Genomic DNA, 17598 nt, shown 5'->3' with positions numbered 1-17598 from the left:
CCGTGCTCCGACCATTACCTGACAGGGGCGCTAAGGGAGGATGCGTTTTGGCTTTTCTTGCCATTCTGATGCGGGCAATCAACCGCCTGAACATCATCGTCGGACATGTGTTCTCATGGTTGGCCGTGGGTATTTTTGTTGTCTGCTTCTGGGTGGTAATCGAACGCTATTTCTTCGGCAATACACGATTGTGGATGCAGGATCTTTACGTCTGGCTGAATGGTGCAATGTTCACGGCAGTGGCGGCATTCGCGCTTTACCGCAATGATCATGTCAGAGTTGACATTTTCTTCCGCACCGCCTCAATCCGTTCCAAAGCCATCATGGACATGATCGGTGTCTGCCTTTTCCTGCTGCCTTTCATGTATATCGTCTGGATTTACTCTTATCCCAACGTCATGCGGTCCTGGTCGGGGTTTGAAGCCTCGGCCAATGTCGGCGGAATGCCGGGCCTGTTTGTCCTGCGGACTTTTATTCTGGCATTTGCGGGATTGGTGGCCTTGCAGGGTATCGCCATGCTGATCCGGTCCGTGCTGATCCTTGCGGGGCGCGAGGATCTGATTCCTGACGATTTCCGCTACAAATACGAAACGGAGTAACGGCGATGGATCCTGTCCTGATTGGCGAGGTTCTCGCAGGTCTTATGTTTTTCGGTGTCATCGGAATGCTCATGCTGGGCTTTCCGGTGGCCTTTACTCTTGGCGGTACATCGCTGCTGTTTGCAGTGATCGGGATGCAATACGGCGTCTTCGATCCGTCGAACTTCGGTGCTTTGGCGGGCCGGTATATCGGCTATATGACCAACGAGGTACTGGTGGCTGTGCCGCTTTTCATCTTCATGGGGGTGATGCTGGAACGGTCCAGTATCGCCGAGCAACTGTTGCTGACCATGGGCAAGCTGTTCGGCAACCTGCGCGGCGGCTTGGGTATCTCGGTCGTTGTTGTGGGCGCATTGCTTGCGGCCTCGACAGGTGTTGTCGGGGCCACTGTGGTGACGATGGGCCTGATCTCGCTGCCTGCGATGCTCAAGGCGGGCTACAGACCTGCATTGGCGACGGGCGTCATCTGCGCGTCCGGTACGCTGGGGCAGATCATCCCGCCATCGACCGTGCTGATTTTCATGGGCGACATGATCGCGGGTATCCACGCACAGGTCCAGATGTCAAAGGGCAATTTTGCGCCAACATCGGTCTCTGTGGGTGATCTGTTCGCGGGGGCGTTTTTTCCCGGATTGATGCTGGTCGGCATCTATCTGGCGTTCATCGTGTTCAAGGCCGTCACCGATCCGGAAAGCTGCCCCGCGACGCCGGTCCCGCCGGAGGAACGCCAGCATCTGCTGCGTGAAGTCTTTACTGCGTTTGTGCCGCCCTTGGCACTGATTATCGCAGTACTGGGATCGATCCTTGGCGGCATCGCAACCCCGACCGAGGCCGCATCGGTAGGCGCTGTCGGGGCCACGATCCTGGCCGCAGCACGCTGGCGTCTAAGCTTCGCGGTGTTGCGCTCGACGGCACTTGCGACGGCGACGATCACCTCGATGATCTTCATCATCCTGTTTGGTGCGTCGATCTTTGCCATCGTTTTCCGCCAGATGGGCGGCGACAATCTGGTTGAGGAATTTCTGACCCGTCTGCCCGGCGGAGCCACAGGCGCGATGATTGCAGTCATGGTGATCATGTTCGTTCTGGGCTTCATTCTGGATACCTTCGAGATCATCTTCATCGTGATCCCGATTACAGCGCCGGTCTTGTTAGGGCTGGGGATTGACCCGATCTGGCTGGGTGTGATGGTGGGGGTCAACCTGCAGACATCGTTCCTGACCCCGCCCTTCGGCTTTGCCCTGTTCTATCTGCGCGGGGTCGCGCCGAACTCTATCTCGACGATGGAGATCTACCGTGGTGCAGTGCCGTTTGTTCTGCTTCAGATCCTAGCGATTGCGCTGCTGTTCATCTTCCCGGGCATCGTGACTTGGTTGCCGTCGATGCTGTATTGAGAGACCTTCGGGGACAGTGTCACCCGACGCGGCCCAGACAGGTGTCGAACAAAAAAGGCCCGGAGTTTCCTCCGGGCCTTTTGCGTTCCGGAGTGAGCCGGATCAGATCTTGAAGAACTTCTCGCGAGCGGCCACGAAGCCTGCATCTGTGCCTTCGGTCTTCTGGCGCACGATGTTCAGCGATTCAATGAAGCTTTCCGTCGTGCGCTTGACCAGCGGGTCGCTGCTGTCGCGCAGTTCGGTCAGGATCTCGGCTGCGGCTTTTGCGGCACCTTCCAGAATGCTGTCGGGGAAGTTCGGATGCACGATGACGTCGTGATCATTCACAAGCGTCTGCAGGGCACGCGGATCGTTCGCGGCAAAGTCTGCTGCGGTGTTGTCATACTCTGCCGCGCAGCAATCGCGTACGATGGCCTGAATGTTCTGTGGCAGCGCCTGGAACTTGGCCTTGTCCACAACCAACTCGGTCGCCAGACCGGGCTCGGTGAACGACGAGGTATAGTAATGCTTGCAGACCTGGTGGAAGCCAAGTGCAAGGTCATTATAGGGGCCGACGAATTCGGCAGCGTCCAGCGCACCGGATTGCAGGGCTGCAAAGATCTCGCCCGCAGCCATGTTGGTGACGGATGCGCCAATTTTCTGCCAGACCTGACCGCCCAGACCGGGGGTGCGGAAGCGCAGGCCTTGGACGTCCTCGACGCCGGTCAGCTCGTTGCGGAACCAACCGCCCGCCTGTGTGCCTGTATCGCCCGACAGGAAACCCTGCAGACCATACTGGTCATAGATGTCGTCCCAGATTTCCTGACCGCCCATGTGACGGACCCAAGCCGTCAGTTCGCGCGAGGTCATGCCGAAGGGCACGCCGGTGAAGAAGGACAGCGCGACAGACTTGTTCTGCCAGTAATAGGCGGCACCGTGGCTCATTTCGGCCGACTGGTCGATCACGGCATCAAGCGCCTGCAGCGGGGGAACCATTTCGCCAGCAGCGAACAGTTGCACGGTCAGCGCGCCATCGGTTGCGGCGGTGATCCGGTCGGCCAGACGCTGTGCGCCGACACCCAGTCCGGGGAAGTTCTTGGGCCATGTGGTGACCATGCGCCACGTGATATTGCCCTGCGCGATCGCAGGTGCAGCCAAAGATCCGGCGGCGGCAGCAGTGCCACCCAATGCGGATGTTTTTAGAAAGGAACGACGATCCATGATTTTTCTCTCTCCCTAGTGAGACTCGGTCCCGCGTAGTCCCGGAACCTCGGACGCAGCCTGTATATGCGCTGACCGCGCGGTAGGCAATTCAACCACAAGGGTTTTTCTGCCGAAAGCGGCAGTCATTCTGACATTTTCATGTGTGGCTCTGCGCCGCAGCCGAACTCGCCTCAGGCATTCCCAATACATCAGGTTCGCGCTAATTGCTCTATTGTAATACCGCGGATGCGCATCAGTCATAACGCAGATCGCGCGCCTTGCCGCGGAACACGTAATAGGCCAGAGCTGAATAGCCCACGATGATCGGAATGACCACCAATGCGCCGATCAGGATGATCATGAGGCTTTCCGGTGCAGAGGCGGCATCATAGATCGTCAATTGTTCCGGCACGACATAGGGATAGAACGAATAGGCCAATCCGGTGAAGGCCAGAACAAACAGCACGCTTGCCCCTGCAAAGGGCAGCCACGCAAAACTGTCCTGATCGGTGGGCAGGCGACGCAACACAACCCACAGGCCAATGATCAGCGCGGCCGACATCAGCGGCAAAGGTGCCAACAGAAAGAACTCGGGGATGGAAAACCACCGCTCCCAGATGCGCGGGCTAACCAGAGGCGTCGCAAGGGAAATCGCCCCGACGCCCAACACGACGCCCCAGATACCGCCTTTGGCCCAGCCAACCGCTTTGCGCTGCAGCGCCCCCTCGGTTTTGAGGATCAACCAGCACGCGCCGATGAAACTGTATCCGACTGTCAGGAATATGGCCGACAGGATCGCGAAACCATGTGCTGCGGGACTATGGACAAGTCCCATTACGTAAAAGCCCAGCATGTAACCCTGCGCCATCGAGGTCATCAGCGAGCCTGTGAAAAAGGCGATGTTCCACGCCTTCTTTTTCGGCAGGGCAACTTTGGCGCGGAACTCGAACGCCGTACCGCGCAGGATCAGGCCGATCAGCATGATCGCAACGGGCAGGTAAAGCGCGGTCAGGATGGCGCCATGCGCCGCCGGAAATGCCACCAACAACAGACCGACCGCCATGACAAGCCAAGTCTCGTTGGCATCCCAGAACGGCCCGATCGAGGCAACCATCCGGTCTTTCTCGGCCTCGTCAGCCAATGGCGTCAGGATACCCACACCCAGATCATAGCCGTCCAGTACCACATAGATCAGGATGGACAGGCCCATGAGCGCGGCGAAGGCGACCGGCAGCCAGATTTCGGGATCATCGAACAGTGCCATCATCTTATTTTACTCCGCAGGCATGGACTGGACAGCGCCACTGGCCGGGCGGCCCGCAACCGCTGTCTTGAGCCCGCCTTTGGCCTTGCGGGCGGCGAGATAGACAAGCACGCTGATATAGGCCAGCAGCAATACGGCGTAAATCGCAAGATAGGCGACCAGAGTCGTTGCCACCAGCGCGGGTGCGACGTCACCCACGGCGGCATCTGTGCTCAGCACACCTGTCACCAGCCATGGCTGACGACCGATTTCTGTCGTATACCAGCCTGCAAGCGTTGCAAGCCACCCCGAGAAGGCCATCGGAACAAAGGCCCAGACCACAGGACGCGGCAGCCCTTCGACACCGCGACCACGGCGCATCAGGAACAGGGCGGTCCATGACATCAGCAGCATTGCCATACCCGTACCAACCATCACACGGAACGACCAGAACACTGCGGTGACCGGCGGATGCAGAGGCGTTCCGTCCTCGGCCACAAAGTCGTTCAGACCCGGCACAACACCGTCCGGGCGATGCGTCAGGATCAGGCTGGCACCCGAAGGAATACCCACCTCGAAACGGTTTTCTCGTGCACCCTCATCCGGCAGGGCGAATAGCAGCAACGGCACGTTGCCCTGCGTATCCCAGTTGCCTTCCATCGCCGCGACCTTGGCAGGCTGGTATTCCAGCGTGTTCAGCCCGTGCATGTCACCGGCATATATCTGTAGGGGGATAATCGTGGCACCCATGATCACGCCAAGGCGCAGGGTTTTGCGGACTTCGGCACTCCGCTCGCCCAAGAGCCAGCGCAGCGCCGAAAGGCCCGCGATCAGGAAGGCGACTGTCAGACCGGAGGCCAGCAGCACATGAACCAGACGGTAGGGCATGGACGGGTTGAAGATGATCGCGAACCAGTCGGTGGCATAGGCTACGCCATCGCGCATCTCGAAGCCCTGCGGCGTATGCATCCAACTGTTCAGCACAAGAATCCAGAAGGTCGACAAAGTCGTGCCCACGGCGACAAGAATAGTCGCGCCCGTATGCGCCCAACCGGGCAGGCGGCTGAAACCGAAAAGCATGATGCCCAGAAACGCCGCTTCCATGAAGAAGGCGGTCAGGATTTCATAGGCCAGCAGGGGGCCTGCGATATTCCCTACGCTTTCCATGAAGCCGGGCCAGTTTGTGCCAAATTGGAAGGACATGGTGATACCCGAGACAACCCCCATCGCGAATGACAGGGCAAAAATCTTGACCCAGAAAAAATAGGCATCCATCCAGACAGTGTCAGACGTGCGGACATAGCGCCATTTGAAGAAGACAAGCACCCAGCCGAGCGCAATTGTGATGGTCGGGAACAGGATATGAAACGAGATATTCGCCGCGAACTGGATGCGCGACAGCATGAGTGTATCCATGAATTCCATCGTTAACTCTCCTAACGACCATTCTCAGGTCTGAATTATGCGCGCCCCGTCGCGGTCCACGCAGGGGCTTTCTTACAAAGGTACATATGCTGCGCGGGTTTACCGTGAATGCGGCAGGAGACCGCAGGTTGCCAGAAAATGGGCGTGTGCACCTTTGCCGAAAGGCCTCTGTCACTGTCAAAACGGATGCGGGTGACAACCGGTTCAGATCGCGCACGCCATAATCTGGAATTATTGTCGCAATCAATAAATGCAACTTCATATTATCGCGCACTGTTGTTAGAACAATTCTAGTAACGTGCGTCGAGGGTCAGGTCTGGCAGGTAGAGAAGCAGTGCGCCCGCCAGTTTGATTTTGTCCCCTGACGGAAAAACAAACCACGATCGGAGAGACTTATGGACGGAAATGATATCGGCAAGTGCCCGGTGATGCACTCGGCGGTGAACCCGAATGCAATTCAGAAGGGTCGCACGAATCGCGAATGGTGGCCAAACCAACTGAACCTCAAGATCCTTGGCCAGCACTCTAACAAAGTCGATCCGATGGGCGAGGCGTTCAATTACGCCGAGGAATTCAAGAAGCTGGATCTCAAGGCGCTCAAAGCGGATCTGGCCGCTTTGATGACCGACAGCAAGGATTGGTGGCCGGCGGATTGGGGCCATTACGGTGGTCTTTTCATCCGTATGGCATGGCACAGCGCAGGCACCTATCGTACCGCTGATGGTCGCGGGGGCGGCGGCACAGGCTCGCAGCGTTTCGCTCCGACAGGCAGCTGGCCAGATAACGCCAATCTCGACAAGGCGCGCCGCCTGCTGTGGCCGCTCAAGCAGAAATACGGCAACAAGATTTCTTGGGCCGACCTCTACATTCTCGCCGGCAACGTCGCGATGGAGACAATGGGCTTCAAGTGCTTCGGTTTCGGCGGTGGTCGCGCGGATATCTGGGAACCCGAGGAAGACATCTATTGGGGCGCCGAGGATGAATGGCTGGCCACAACCGACCATGAACAGTCCCGCTATCAGGGTGACCGCCAACTGGAAAACCCGCTGGCCGCGGTGCAAATGGGCCTCATCTATGTGAATCCTGAAGGTCCGGATGGGAACCCCGATCCGCTGGCTTCGGGCCGCGATGTGCGTGAAACCTTTGCCCGTATGGCGATGAACGACTACGAAACTGTCGCGCTGACAGCGGGGGGGCACACCTTCGGCAAGTCGCATGGCGCAGGCGATGCGGCACTGGTCGGACCCGAGCCGGAAGCAGCACCGATGCATCAGATGGGTCTGGGCTGGATCAGCACCTATGGCTCCGGCAAAGGTGGCGATGCCATCACGTCAGGGATCGAGGGGGCTTGGAAGCCCAACCCGACAACATGGGACATGGGCTATTTCAAAGTCCTGTTCAAATATGACTGGCAACTGGTGAAAAGCCCCGCAGGCGCGCATCAGTGGCAGCCCATCAACTGCGAGGAAGAGGATATGGTCGTGGATGCCCACGATCCGTCCAAGAAACACCCGCCGATGATGACGACAGCCGATATGTCACTGAAAATGGACCCGATCTACGAACCCATCTCGCGCCACTTCCTTGAGAATCCGGAAGAGTTCGCCGATGCCTATGCCCGCGCGTGGTTCAAGCTGACGCACCGCGACATGGGCCCCAAGGCCCGCTATCTGGGTGATGAAGTCCCCGCCGAGGATCTGATCTGGCAGGACCCGATCCCCGCTGTGAACCATCCGCTGGTGGATGATGCGGATATTGCCGCGCTCAAAGCCAAATTGCTGGCCTCGGGTCTGTCGGTGTCCGATCTTGTCAGCACAGCCTGGGCCTCGGCGTCGAGCTTCCGTGGCTCGGACATGCGCGGAGGTGCCAATGGTGCCCGCATCCGTCTTGCACCGCAAAAGGATTGGGAGGCGAACCAGCCGGACAGTTTGGCTTCGGTGCTGGCCGTGCTTGAAGGTATCCAGTCCGACTTCAATGCGTCAGCCATAGGCGGCAAGAAAGTCTCTCTGGCTGACCTGATCGTGCTGGGCGGCTCTGCAGGAATCGAGCAGGCTGCCAAGGATGCGGGCTTTGCCATTGACGTGCCCTTTACGCCAGGTCGCATGGATGCCAGCCAGGAGCAAACCGATGTGGAAAGCTTCGAGGTGATGGAACCTATCGCTGACGGTTTCCGCAACTACGCAAAGGGCGTCTATACCGTTCCGGTCGAGGGGCTTCTGGTCGACAAAGCCCAACTGCTGGGGCTGACCGCACCTGAAATGACGGTTCTGGTCGGTGGCATGCGCGTTCTGGGGGCAACCCACGGCAAGACATCGCATGGTGTCCTGACAGATCGTCCCGGCACTCTGACGAACGACTTTTTTGTTAATCTGGTCGATATGGCAACCGCATGGGTGCCTGTCGACAAAGATGAGCAAGTGTTCGAGGGGCGCGACCGCGCGACTGGTGCTGTTAAATGGACAGGCACCCGCGTCGATCTGGTCTTTGGCGCAAACTCGCAGTTACGTGCCCTGTCCGAACTTTATGCCCAGAACGACGCCAAGGAAAAGTTTGCCCGTGATTTTGTGGCAGCCTGGACCAAGGTGATGAACGCAGACCGCTTCGATCTGGTTTAACCAGTGCTGTGTCGCGGGTTCTCCCGCGGCACAGTTTTTTTATCCGTGAGACCGGCACGTTCGCGAAAGCTGGCGTGTCGTTTTTCCTTAAAGGGTCGACATTTGGCGCCCCAAGTCCCTTGCGCCCTTTGCCAAGCTCCCGCCGGACAGAGGCTTTACCCTGCGCCCTGACAAGTAGTAAGTGAATGCAAAGCGGTTTGCGGGCACCGGCAAGGATGCGACCGGACCAAGGGGCAGGAGAGACAATGCTGAACGTCAATCAAGAACGGTTCCGTGGCCATGCTGCCCGGATGTCCGAGCTTGTACCCTACGGCGCCTTTCTGATCCTGCTCGGCCTGCTGAACCTGATGCCCTACCGCTTGCGTGTCCAGCTTGGCAGCTGGGTCTTTGCGCGCGTCATTGCGCCGCGAGCGGGATACCGTTCACGGGTGCAGGAGAACCTGACTCTGATCTATCCGGATATGGCCGAAAAAGACTGCACGCGGATCGGTGCGGCCACACTTCGCAATATCGGACGCATGGTGATCGAACTTCTTTCGCCAAAGGGATTACAAAAAAAGGCCCTTGCCGCACCGGTAAGCGGCCCCGGATGGGATGCGATGCTCGAGGCGCGACAGAACAACCGCCCCGTGATCCTTGTGTCGGGACATTTCGGGAATTACGACGTGATCCGCGCAGGCACAATCGCACGCGGCTTTCGCGTGGGTGGTATCTACCGCGCGCTGAATAATCCCTATTTCAACCGCTATTATCTGCGCAATATCAGCACGATCGGCACGCCCCTGTTCGAACGCGGCCGCCGTGGTCTGGGCGAGATGGTGCGATTTCTGCGGCAAGGTGGCACCGTGGCTATGCTGATCGACCAGCATATGAGCAAAGGAGAGCCGCTTGCTTTTATGGGGCAAACCGCGCTGACAGCCCTGTCCGCCGCGGAAATGGCATTGAAATACAACGCGCTTCTGGTGCCGTGCTACGGCATTCGGCGGGCAGACGGATTGTGCTTCGATGCCGTTTTCGAGGAGCCGGTCCCGCATACGACCGCCGTCGAGATGACGCAGAAACTCAACGACAGTCTCCAGGCGCGGATCGAAGACAATATTGACCAGTGGTTCTGGATCCACCGCCGATGGAAGGGCGGTTCCTGAGATGGTCAAAGCCATTCGAGCGCGCGGACCGGTCACAAACGAAAGGTCCCACGCATGATTGACTGGCGCGACCGCCTGCACAATTTCTGGATTGATCAAGGGGTTGTTCGACTGTTCTGGACCAATAGCGCGGAAGTCGCACCAGGAGTGTATCGCTCAAACCAGCCCGGCCAGAAAAGACTGGCAGCAGTGAAAGAAAAAGGCGTGCGATCCGTACTCTATTTGCGTGGCAACACGCGCAGCGCACCTTTTCGCGCCGAGGCCGCCGCGTGTAAAGCGCTGGGGCTTGATCTGCATGTCTTTCACATGAGCGCGCATCGTTTGCCCGATGCCAGTCGCATCATGGCTCTGATCGACGTCTTCCGGCAGATCGAAAAACCGATATTGATGCATTGTCGTGCTGGCGCTGACCGTACAGGCCTTGCCAGCGCCATCTATCTGCTTGCTCTTGAGAATGCATCAATAGAGGATGCCAGATCCATGCTGTCGGCTCAGTTCGGACATTGGAGTTGGACGTCGACCGGACTTCTGGATCAACTTTTGCACCACTATGACAAAGACCAGAAAGAAACCGGTTCTACTTTTGTCGAATGGGTTCAAACCCGATACGATCCCGCCTTCATTACACGCGAGTTCAGCCAAAAATCGGCTGTAGAGCGGTTCAAACTGTCCTGTCGCTGAACCGCAGACGGATTTCATCAAAGTTCAAGCCAATGCGCCCGCCCATTTTCCGGAAACTGCGGATCATGGCAATCCGGTTAATTCTTGCTGACAGTGACCTTAGCGGAATTGCATGTATGTCGCCAAATCCGTCAATCAGAACGAATTGGATGTTCATCCCTCGTTGGCCCAACACAATGTTTGCAGCAGTCATGTCACCTGCAATAATTGCGTGACGAAACATGCGCTCCGTGAACTGGTTCAGCATGTCGATTTTATCAGGCCCAAGTTCACCTTTTGTAGCGATACTCTTGAGGGTTCTGCCAAGCATTTCGTCCGGCATGGCAACCCGTTCCACGGCGAGAACTGGACCGATATCCGAGTCGCAAAAGCCGTAAAGATTGGGAATTGGCAGGTCGTCTGACGCAATGCCGCTGAGCCGCGCCCGAAGGTAGCAATCACTTTCCTTAAAAAATGGGTGCCACAGGCTGCGGGGAGCTAGTTTCAACATCAATCGACGAAAATTCTTCAGATCCGCCATGCCTAACGACATCGGCGTGCCAGTCTCCAAACCAAGGGCCGCTTCAAGGGGCTTGGGAGCCTTGAACAGAAAGTCCGGATAGTCGGGGTGGAAATAGACATACCTGTCCTGCCCGTTTGCGACAGGTGCAAGATGCGCCAGTGCAAGGGTCCCAGCCGGAAAACGCATGCTGAAAGAATGGTCCGTCATTCCGAATTCCGTTGGTTCGCGCTGCCTGACCTATAGCCCTCAAGCAACGCCCCCCAGTCAAGATCGGTCCAGTTGAGGGACGGGTTCTTTGCCTTTTCCTTTCCCAGCGATCTTTCCAGTCGGTCTAGGTTCTGCTTTTGCCATTTTCCGGGCAGTCGGCGCTCGCATTTATCAAAGTCGATCAGCCAGACTTTGCCGTCAGCATCCAGCAGGATGTTCCGGCAGTTCAGGTCGGAATGCAAAACGCCTAAGTGATGCATTTGCGCGATGACAGAACCGATCCGCTTCCAATCCGCTTCGGAAAGTCTTGCCTCGGCAATGAATTCTGCCAAGGGACGGGCTGCGGGGATTAATTCCATCAGTAGATCTGCTCGGTACCACAAGCCAGTTCGGGTAAATCGCGCAGCCACGGGGCGAGGCACGGGAAGCCCCTGTTGCCGCATCCATCCAAGTAAGCTGAACTCCTGCATCGCGCGGCTATTTCCAACCGGTTCGCGCAGGTAAAGGTCTTTGACAAAGCGTCCCACCATACCGCCACGCCAGTAGTGCCGCAGCACCATGTCGAGGCCTGCATAGCGCAGAAACCATGCCGTATTGCGGCCGGTGGAGCCGCCCGTCAAATGGCCGGTTTCACGTAGCCATAGCGGATCGAAAAAGCGGATATCTACATCGGCGAGCAGATCTGGATCATACCAGATGACGTGTTTACCTTCCAAGAAAACTGCGGTCTCAGCCATACCGGATCAGCGCCACAACGCATCAACCCAAGCGACAGGCAGCACACGGCGATACCATTTGCCGCTGCGGCCGATGATGGCGTCAGGCGGATTGGGCTTGCCGTGGAACACGACAACCTTCGCGCCATCAGGAATGCGGGCGGGTTTGAAATAACCCATCACCCCGCGATGCATGCAGTGCCGTTTGAAGCTTACACACCATCCGGCAGGCCAATAGGTCATCTTGCCCTGACGCGAGAAATAGCTGGTCACGAATTCCTGCTCGTTCCGGTAATCGCCCTGCGCTGAAGTCAAAGACTGCCCCAAATAGGCGACAAGATCCCCATGAGCGCCCGCGGTAAAGCGGAAGACCGAGGTGTTGCCAGTCTCGTCCTGCTTGTCCCATTCCTTTATAACGATGAACTCGCCCGGCGGGTCGAAGAAATCATCCAGAGGTCCTGTAATAACGATATCCACATCCAGAAACAGGGTCGGTCCCGTCAGATCATAAAGGGGCGATGCAAACACCGTCACCTTCAGCCAGCCATGCAGTCGTGTCCATCCGGTGGCTGTATCAAATTCCGGAATGCCGATCGGTGGAAGAGGGCGCGTCTCAATACGAGGATCAATGCCGGTTGCGTCATCTGTAAGACAGACAAACCGGTAGGGACGCGACATGTTGCGCCCCACCATCGAATGAAGTTTGTTGACGTAGTCAGGGCCGTATTTCGTCCCCCACTTCACGCAAAGTATATTAACGGGGTCCATTCCAAAGCCTTAACCGGATGCTTGCGGCACCATACCGGTCCAAGCCTGGCGCTGCAACTGTCAGGTCTGCGCCCGCGGTGCAAGTCTGTCGCGCAAGCGCCGTGCTTGCAGGAGTGACGCAGCCATTGTATCGAGACAGAAGGTGAACAATCCGAGCCTGAAATTCTCGTGAACCGTGATTAGCTCTGAGCAATGAAAGACAGAAGTGACGGCATGAGGATCAACTGCATGATCATCCATCTGGATCGCGCGGTGGCACGGCAGGCGCATGTTTCTAAAATGCGGGGCGCACTACCTTTTCCTTCGGAAATTGTATCTGCCATTGATGCAAAATCCGGTGAAAATCAGAACGCGGCTTATGGTTCTTATCAAACAGAACTGTTTCGTCCGCGCTATCCTCACGCATTGAGCCCTACAGAGGTGGCTTGCTTTCGCAGTCACCGAAAATGTTGGCAGAGGATCGTTGATCAGGATCTGGATGCAGCCTTTGTCCTCGAAGATGATGTTGAATTTGATCCAGAGATCTTTCCGAGGGCTGTCAAACTTGCAATGGGGTTAGTGCGACAGGGAGATTTTGTGAGGTTTCCTCAAAAGCAAAGACAGGTGAAGGGGAACACGCTCGCCCAAGACGAGGACATTCAGTTGACGTTGCCTGCTCGGATTGAGTTGGGAATGATTGCGCAGATCGTGACGAAAGAAGCGGCCAAACGGCTGTTGCAGTGTACCACGGATTTTGACAGGCCGGTTGACTGCTTGCTCCAGATGCCTTGGGAGCATGGAGCAAGGGTGCTTTCGGTTTGGCCTTCAGGCGTAAAGGAAGTGTCCAACCACTTGGGCGGAAGCATGATAGATCATAAGGTTTTTGGGCTGGCAAAGCTGAAAAGAGAAATCAACAGGCCAATATATCGTAGCAAAATCAACAGCCTTTCAGATAAGTTCTTTGCGAAGTTGCCCTGAGGTCTCGCCACGAGGAAGTTTGCCAAAAGATACTGATTTGCATCTGCTAGCAGTGTCGTCGCCATGTTGCTCTACTTTGGTAAACACTTTAGGGAACGACCTGGTTTTGCAGACGTTACGTTAAAGGTGTGAGAATCGGGCAAGGTGAGACCCGGTGGTCCGGATGGAAATGGAGATTGGGAGTGTTGAGCAAAAGTAAGCTCGGTTCTGTTGCGGGCAGAAGGGTTGTGGTTTCATTGACCACTACACCCGGAAGAATTGAGTATCTGAACGCTACGCTTGATAGCATCAAGCGCCAATCTATCGTGCCGGATTCAATCGAAATCAATATACCTTTCGAGTATCGGAAGAGAAGCTTGGGGAAAGTTGATTTGTCAGCTATTCCAGCAGGTATAGATGTATACCGTTGCGATGATTATGGTCCCGCGACAAAGATTATACCGACTTTACAACGCTATAAGGGACAAGACGTTTGTATAATCTATTGTGATGATGATCGGTTATACCACTCCAATTGGATCGAGAGGCTATTGAAAGCTTATGATGCTCAGCCCAATGCCTGTGTGGCCGAAGAAATTATCCAGATCAAAAACAGGTTTTTAACGAGAGCGTATTCAAACAGTCTGAGCTACAGATTGAGGAGAACTTTCTCTTTTGGTCTCTGGAAACCACGCCGCAATGACCCCTCTCAAGGAGAGATTGTCGAAGGTTTCGGCGGCGTTCTCGTGCGGCCCGAATTTTTTGATGACCAAGTTTCCCAAATTCCGGAAGAATTTGTGATGGTTGACGATATCTGGATTTCGGCCATGCTTGCGAAGAAACGCGTGCCTGTTGTTTTCTCGGGCCGCCAAAGACACGAACGATCGAAAGAGGTCCTGGTAAACGGGGTCGATCTGGGGCGTGCAGAAGGTTCTCTCGTGACCTCCACGCATGAAGGAAAAGGGCGGATTGATCTCGACTGCGAAGCGATATTGCTGGCCAATCGAGAGTTGCATGTCTGGGACGCGCCAGTATCGCGTGTGAGTGGAAGCTACGATTTGAAGCAGAACACCTGAACCCACCGGTAAGACATTACAAGTAACGCCTGTATCAAGTATCGCCTGTATACGGTCTTTGATTTTTCAGGCGTTATTAGCAAGAAGCAAAAAACAGTCGAGTTGGTAAGCAGAATGACAACCAGAACCGCCATCATCGGGCTTGGGATCATGGGGCGGCGGATGTTGGGGCAGATGTTGCTTCATCCTCAGTTTGATCCGGTTCATCTTTGGGATCCGAGCGCCGATAACGCGGCGCTGGCCATGGACATGGCGTCTGGGTTGCAATTGGCGGCCAGTGCCGAGGATGCGATTGACGGGGCTGATATTGTCTATCTGGCATGCCCCCCTGTGCCACGGCATGCGTTGGCCTTGATGGCCGCAAAGGCGGGCAAGGCCGTGTTTCTGGAAAAGCCGCTGGGTGTCGATGTTGCGGCAAGTCGTGATCTTGTGCAGCAGATCACGGACACTGCTGTTCCAGCAGCGGTGAACTTCACGCAGGCGGCAGGGGCGGCGCTGACGACTGTTTCCGGTGATGCCAAGGCGGGACGTCTGGGCGACCTCGCGGGTATTGATATCGTCGTCACCTATAGTAACTGGCCCCGTGCGTGGCAGCAGGCCGCCGATTGGCTGCGGTTCCGTGACGAGGGTGGGATGACCCGCGAGGTGATCTCGCATTTCCTGTTCTTCTCGGAGCGCATTCTTGGCCCGTTGTCACTGGTCTGGGCGCGATCGTCCTATCCCGATGACCCAGCGCTCTGCGAGACACATATGCTGGCACGGCTCGAGAACGCTGCAGGTGTGCCGGTCTCGATCCTGGCCAGCGTGGGGGGTGCACAGCCTGACCGACAGGAACTGACCATCAAAGGCACGGCGCGCAGCGCACGTGTTTCGGATTTCTATGCCGTTGCAACTTCGGATGGTGCGGACTTCGAGGCTGCGCCTGCAACAGGGGATGATCCGCGCAGCAGCAGCCTGCGTGCGCAACTTGATGATCTGGCGAAAATGGTCGCAGGTCAGCCTCATCGGCTGGCAACGCTGGATGAGGCGCTGCGTGTGCAGATACTGATCGAGGCCATGTTGCAGGGTAAATCCTGACAACCCCCTTGCCTTGATCGGGACGGCATGGAAGCTTGCGGTCGGATTTTAGGGAGGATGAACATGACCGAAACGCGGCCTATCTTGTGGCAACCAGAACCCGCGCGGGCCGAAGCCACGACGCTTGCGCATTTCATCCGCTGGCTGAAGGCCGAACACGGTCTGGAATTTGCGGATTATCATGCGCTGTGGGAATGGTCGGTTGCGGATCTGGACGGTTTTTGGACCGCGATCATCGCGTTTTTCGATCTGCCCGTATCCGGCTGGACCGAGGTATTGCCCGAACGCAAGATGCCGGGTGCCGACTGGTTTCCTGGCGCGCATACAAATTTTGCGGCCCAGATCCTGCGCCACGCCGACACCCGCGCATCAGAAGAGGCGATCATCCTGCAGTCCGAGACATTCGGGCGGCAAGTGTTGACATGGGCTGATCTGCAATCGCGCGTCGGTGCCGCACAGACCGCTTTGCAGGAAATGGGCGTCGGGCAGGGGGACAGGGTTGTTGCGGTCCTGCCCAACGCGACCGAGGCCCTGGTCGCCTTCCTTGCGACAGTGTCGATCGGGGCTGTCTGGTCGCTTTGTGCACCTGATATGGGGCATGTCGCCATTTTGGACCGTTTCCGCCAGATCGAACCCAAGGTGCTGATCGCGCAGGACGGATATATCCATGCGGGCAAACAGGTGGACAGGCGCGGCGTGCTTGAAGGCATCGCGCAGGGCTTGCCCAGTCTGACGCATCGCGTGATGGTGCCTGCCTTGTTCGACATCCCCCAAGGGTGGTCGGGCTGGAGCGTGATGCAAGCGCAGCCCCAAAAACCCGAGATCACACAGGTGCTCTTCTCGCATCCATTGTGGATCGTCTATTCATCCGGCACGACCGGCAATCCCAAACCTATCGTGCATGGGCATGGCGGGGTGATGCTGGAGGCAGCGAAGCAGTCGCTTCATCAGGATCTGAGCGCGAAAGATCGCTATTGCTGGATGACATCCTCAGGCTGGATCATGTGGAATTCGCAATGGACCGCCTTGGGGCAGGGGGCGACGGTCGCCCTGTTCGATGCGGCCCCCAACCATCCCGACATGCTGGAAGCGTGGCGTATGGTGGCGCGGGAAAGGCTGACTTATTTCGGGGCGGGTGCCGCATTTTTCATGGGCTGCCAGAAGGCGGGGACGAGTCCGCGAAAGGCGTTGGACCTGTCTGCCCTGCGCGCGGTCGGGGCGACCGGATCGCCGCTTAGTCAGGAAGGCTATGACTGGATCTACGCCGAGGTGAAGCCCGATTTGTGGCTTGCGCCGATTTCCGGCGGCACCGATCTGGCAGGGGCTTTTGTCTGCGGCAATCCGATGATGCCCGTGCGCGCTGGTGAGATGCAGTGCCGCGCCTTGGGTAATGCGGTGCGTGCTTTCGATCCCGACGGCCGCGAGGTGATCGGCGAGGTGGGGGAACTGGTCTGCACTGCGCCGCTGCCCTCGATGCCACTGTATTTCTGGGGTGACGACGACGGATCGCGCCTGCATGACAGCTATTTCGACACCTATCCCGACATCTGGCGGCATGGTGACTGGATTGAATTCACGGCTGATGGCGGGTCGGTGATCTATGGTCGCTCGGATGCCACGATCAACCGGCGCGGGCTGCGGTTGGGCAGTTCCGAGATTTATCGCGCGGTCGAGGGGCTGGACGCAGTAATGGACAGCCTGGTCATTGATCTGGAGTTTCTGGGTCGCGACAGTTTCATGCCGCTTTTCGTCGTGCTCAAAGAGGGGCTGACACTGGACGATGCCTTGCGCGACCGTATCCGCGATGCGATCCGCCACGCCGTCTCCGCGCGTTTTCTGCCGGACGAGATCATCCAGATAGCCGAAGTGCCGCGCACGTTATCCGGCAAGAAGTTGGAGGTTCCGGTCAAGAAACTCCTCTTGGGGGGCGATCCAGAAAAGGTTGTGAATCGCGATTCCATGGCGAACCCCGACAGTTTCGAAGTGTTTCTTGGCTATGCTGCAGCGCGTGCGGCCAACTGAAAGCAACTGA

Annotated in this window: 15 protein-coding genes; 9 read left to right on the top strand and 6 right to left on the bottom strand. The window is 57.1% G+C overall.

The features are described 5' to 3' along the window. Positions 1 to 47 precede the first annotated feature (47 nt). Both K7H22_RS13775 and K7H22_RS13770 read left to right on the top strand, forming a co-directional pair. Positions 48 to 599: a TRAP transporter small permease subunit gene (locus K7H22_RS13775; RefSeq protein ID WP_230801446.1), complete on the top strand. Its 552-nt coding sequence runs from the start codon at positions 48 to 50 to the stop codon at positions 597 to 599. A 5-nt stretch (positions 600 to 604) separates the two neighbouring features. Then, the gene (locus K7H22_RS13770) at positions 605 to 1993 is read left to right on the top strand and encodes a TRAP transporter large permease (protein ID WP_230801445.1); all 1389 of its coding nucleotides are present in this window, start codon (positions 605 to 607) and stop codon (positions 1991 to 1993) included. Between the two features lie 102 nt (positions 1994 to 2095). Here the strand turns inward: K7H22_RS13770 and K7H22_RS13765 are convergent, their stop codons facing one another. The 3 genes from K7H22_RS13765 to K7H22_RS13755 form a co-directional block, all read right to left on the bottom strand. Continuing rightward, positions 2096 to 3193 carry a TRAP transporter substrate-binding protein gene (locus K7H22_RS13765; protein WP_230801444.1) on the bottom strand — a complete coding sequence of 366 codons (1098 nt, stop codon included), beginning with the start codon at positions 3191 to 3193 and terminating at the stop codon, positions 2096 to 2098. 235 nt (positions 3194 to 3428) lie between these two features. Next, positions 3429 to 4439, bottom strand: coding sequence for a cytochrome d ubiquinol oxidase subunit II (locus K7H22_RS13760; protein WP_230801644.1), 1011 nt, complete (start codon positions 4437 to 4439; stop codon positions 3429 to 3431). 9 nt (positions 4440 to 4448) lie between these two features. Beyond that, positions 4449 to 5843 carry a cytochrome ubiquinol oxidase subunit I gene (locus K7H22_RS13755; RefSeq protein WP_230801443.1) on the bottom strand — a complete coding sequence of 465 codons (1395 nt, stop codon included), beginning with the start codon at positions 5841 to 5843 and terminating at the stop codon, positions 4449 to 4451. A 395-nt stretch (positions 5844 to 6238) separates the two neighbouring features. On the opposite strand from K7H22_RS13755, the gene katG reads away from it, so the two are divergent. From katG to K7H22_RS13740, 3 genes are all read left to right on the top strand, one after another. Beyond that, positions 6239 to 8458: a catalase/peroxidase HPI gene (gene katG, locus K7H22_RS13750; RefSeq protein WP_230801442.1), complete on the top strand. Its 2220-nt coding sequence runs from the start codon at positions 6239 to 6241 to the stop codon at positions 8456 to 8458. Positions 8459 to 8703: 245 nt separating this feature from the next. Then, positions 8704 to 9603, top strand: coding sequence for a lysophospholipid acyltransferase family protein (locus K7H22_RS13745; RefSeq protein WP_230801441.1), 900 nt, complete (start codon positions 8704 to 8706; stop codon positions 9601 to 9603). A gap of 54 nt (positions 9604 to 9657) precedes the next feature. Continuing rightward, complete coding sequence (locus K7H22_RS13740; RefSeq protein WP_230801440.1) at positions 9658 to 10284, top strand: tyrosine-protein phosphatase; 627 nt, start codon at positions 9658 to 9660, stop codon at positions 10282 to 10284. Here K7H22_RS13740 and K7H22_RS13735 read toward each other — a convergent pair. Genes K7H22_RS13735 through K7H22_RS13725 form a run of 3 tightly spaced genes read right to left on the bottom strand, consistent with a single transcriptional unit; the run spans position 10265 to position 12477 of the window. Continuing rightward, positions 10265 to 10993, bottom strand: coding sequence for a YrbL family protein (locus K7H22_RS13735; RefSeq protein ID WP_230801439.1), 729 nt, complete (start codon positions 10991 to 10993; stop codon positions 10265 to 10267). The two genes, K7H22_RS13740 and K7H22_RS13735, sit on opposite strands and share 20 nt — an antisense overlap. Further along, complete coding sequence (locus K7H22_RS13730; protein WP_230801438.1) at positions 10990 to 11730, bottom strand: 3-deoxy-D-manno-octulosonic acid kinase; 741 nt, start codon at positions 11728 to 11730, stop codon at positions 10990 to 10992. The genes K7H22_RS13735 and K7H22_RS13730 overlap by 4 nt, the downstream gene beginning before the upstream one ends. 6 nt (positions 11731 to 11736) lie before the next feature. Next, a complete protein-coding gene (locus K7H22_RS13725) occupies positions 11737 to 12477 on the bottom strand; it encodes a hypothetical protein (RefSeq protein ID WP_230801437.1) in 741 nt (246 codons plus the stop codon). 228 nt (positions 12478 to 12705) lie between these two features. Here K7H22_RS13725 and K7H22_RS13720 point away from each other — a divergent pair, with 228 nt between their 5' ends. From K7H22_RS13720 to K7H22_RS13705, 4 genes are all read left to right on the top strand, one after another. Further along, positions 12706 to 13434 (top strand): glycosyltransferase family 25 protein, encoded by a 729-nt coding sequence (locus K7H22_RS13720; protein ID WP_230801436.1) that lies wholly within the window; start codon positions 12706 to 12708, stop codon positions 13432 to 13434. A gap of 185 nt (positions 13435 to 13619) precedes the next feature. Continuing rightward, a complete protein-coding gene (locus K7H22_RS13715) occupies positions 13620 to 14489 on the top strand; it encodes a hypothetical protein (RefSeq protein WP_230801435.1) in 870 nt (289 codons plus the stop codon). A gap of 114 nt (positions 14490 to 14603) precedes the next feature. Then, a complete protein-coding gene (locus tag K7H22_RS13710; protein WP_230801434.1) occupies positions 14604 to 15566 on the top strand; it encodes a Gfo/Idh/MocA family protein in 963 nt (320 codons plus the stop codon). A gap of 63 nt (positions 15567 to 15629) precedes the next feature. Further along, positions 15630 to 17588, top strand: coding sequence for an acetoacetate--CoA ligase (locus K7H22_RS13705; RefSeq protein WP_230801433.1), 1959 nt, complete (start codon positions 15630 to 15632; stop codon positions 17586 to 17588). Positions 17589 to 17598 lie beyond the last annotated feature (10 nt).

The sequence above is a fragment of the Seohaeicola saemankumensis genome, from assembly GCF_021021435.1.
Lineage (GTDB): Bacteria > Pseudomonadota > Alphaproteobacteria > Rhodobacterales > Rhodobacteraceae > Seohaeicola.
Note: the sequence above shows the minus strand (reverse complement) of the source record. Positions and strands in the feature narration are given on the sequence as shown.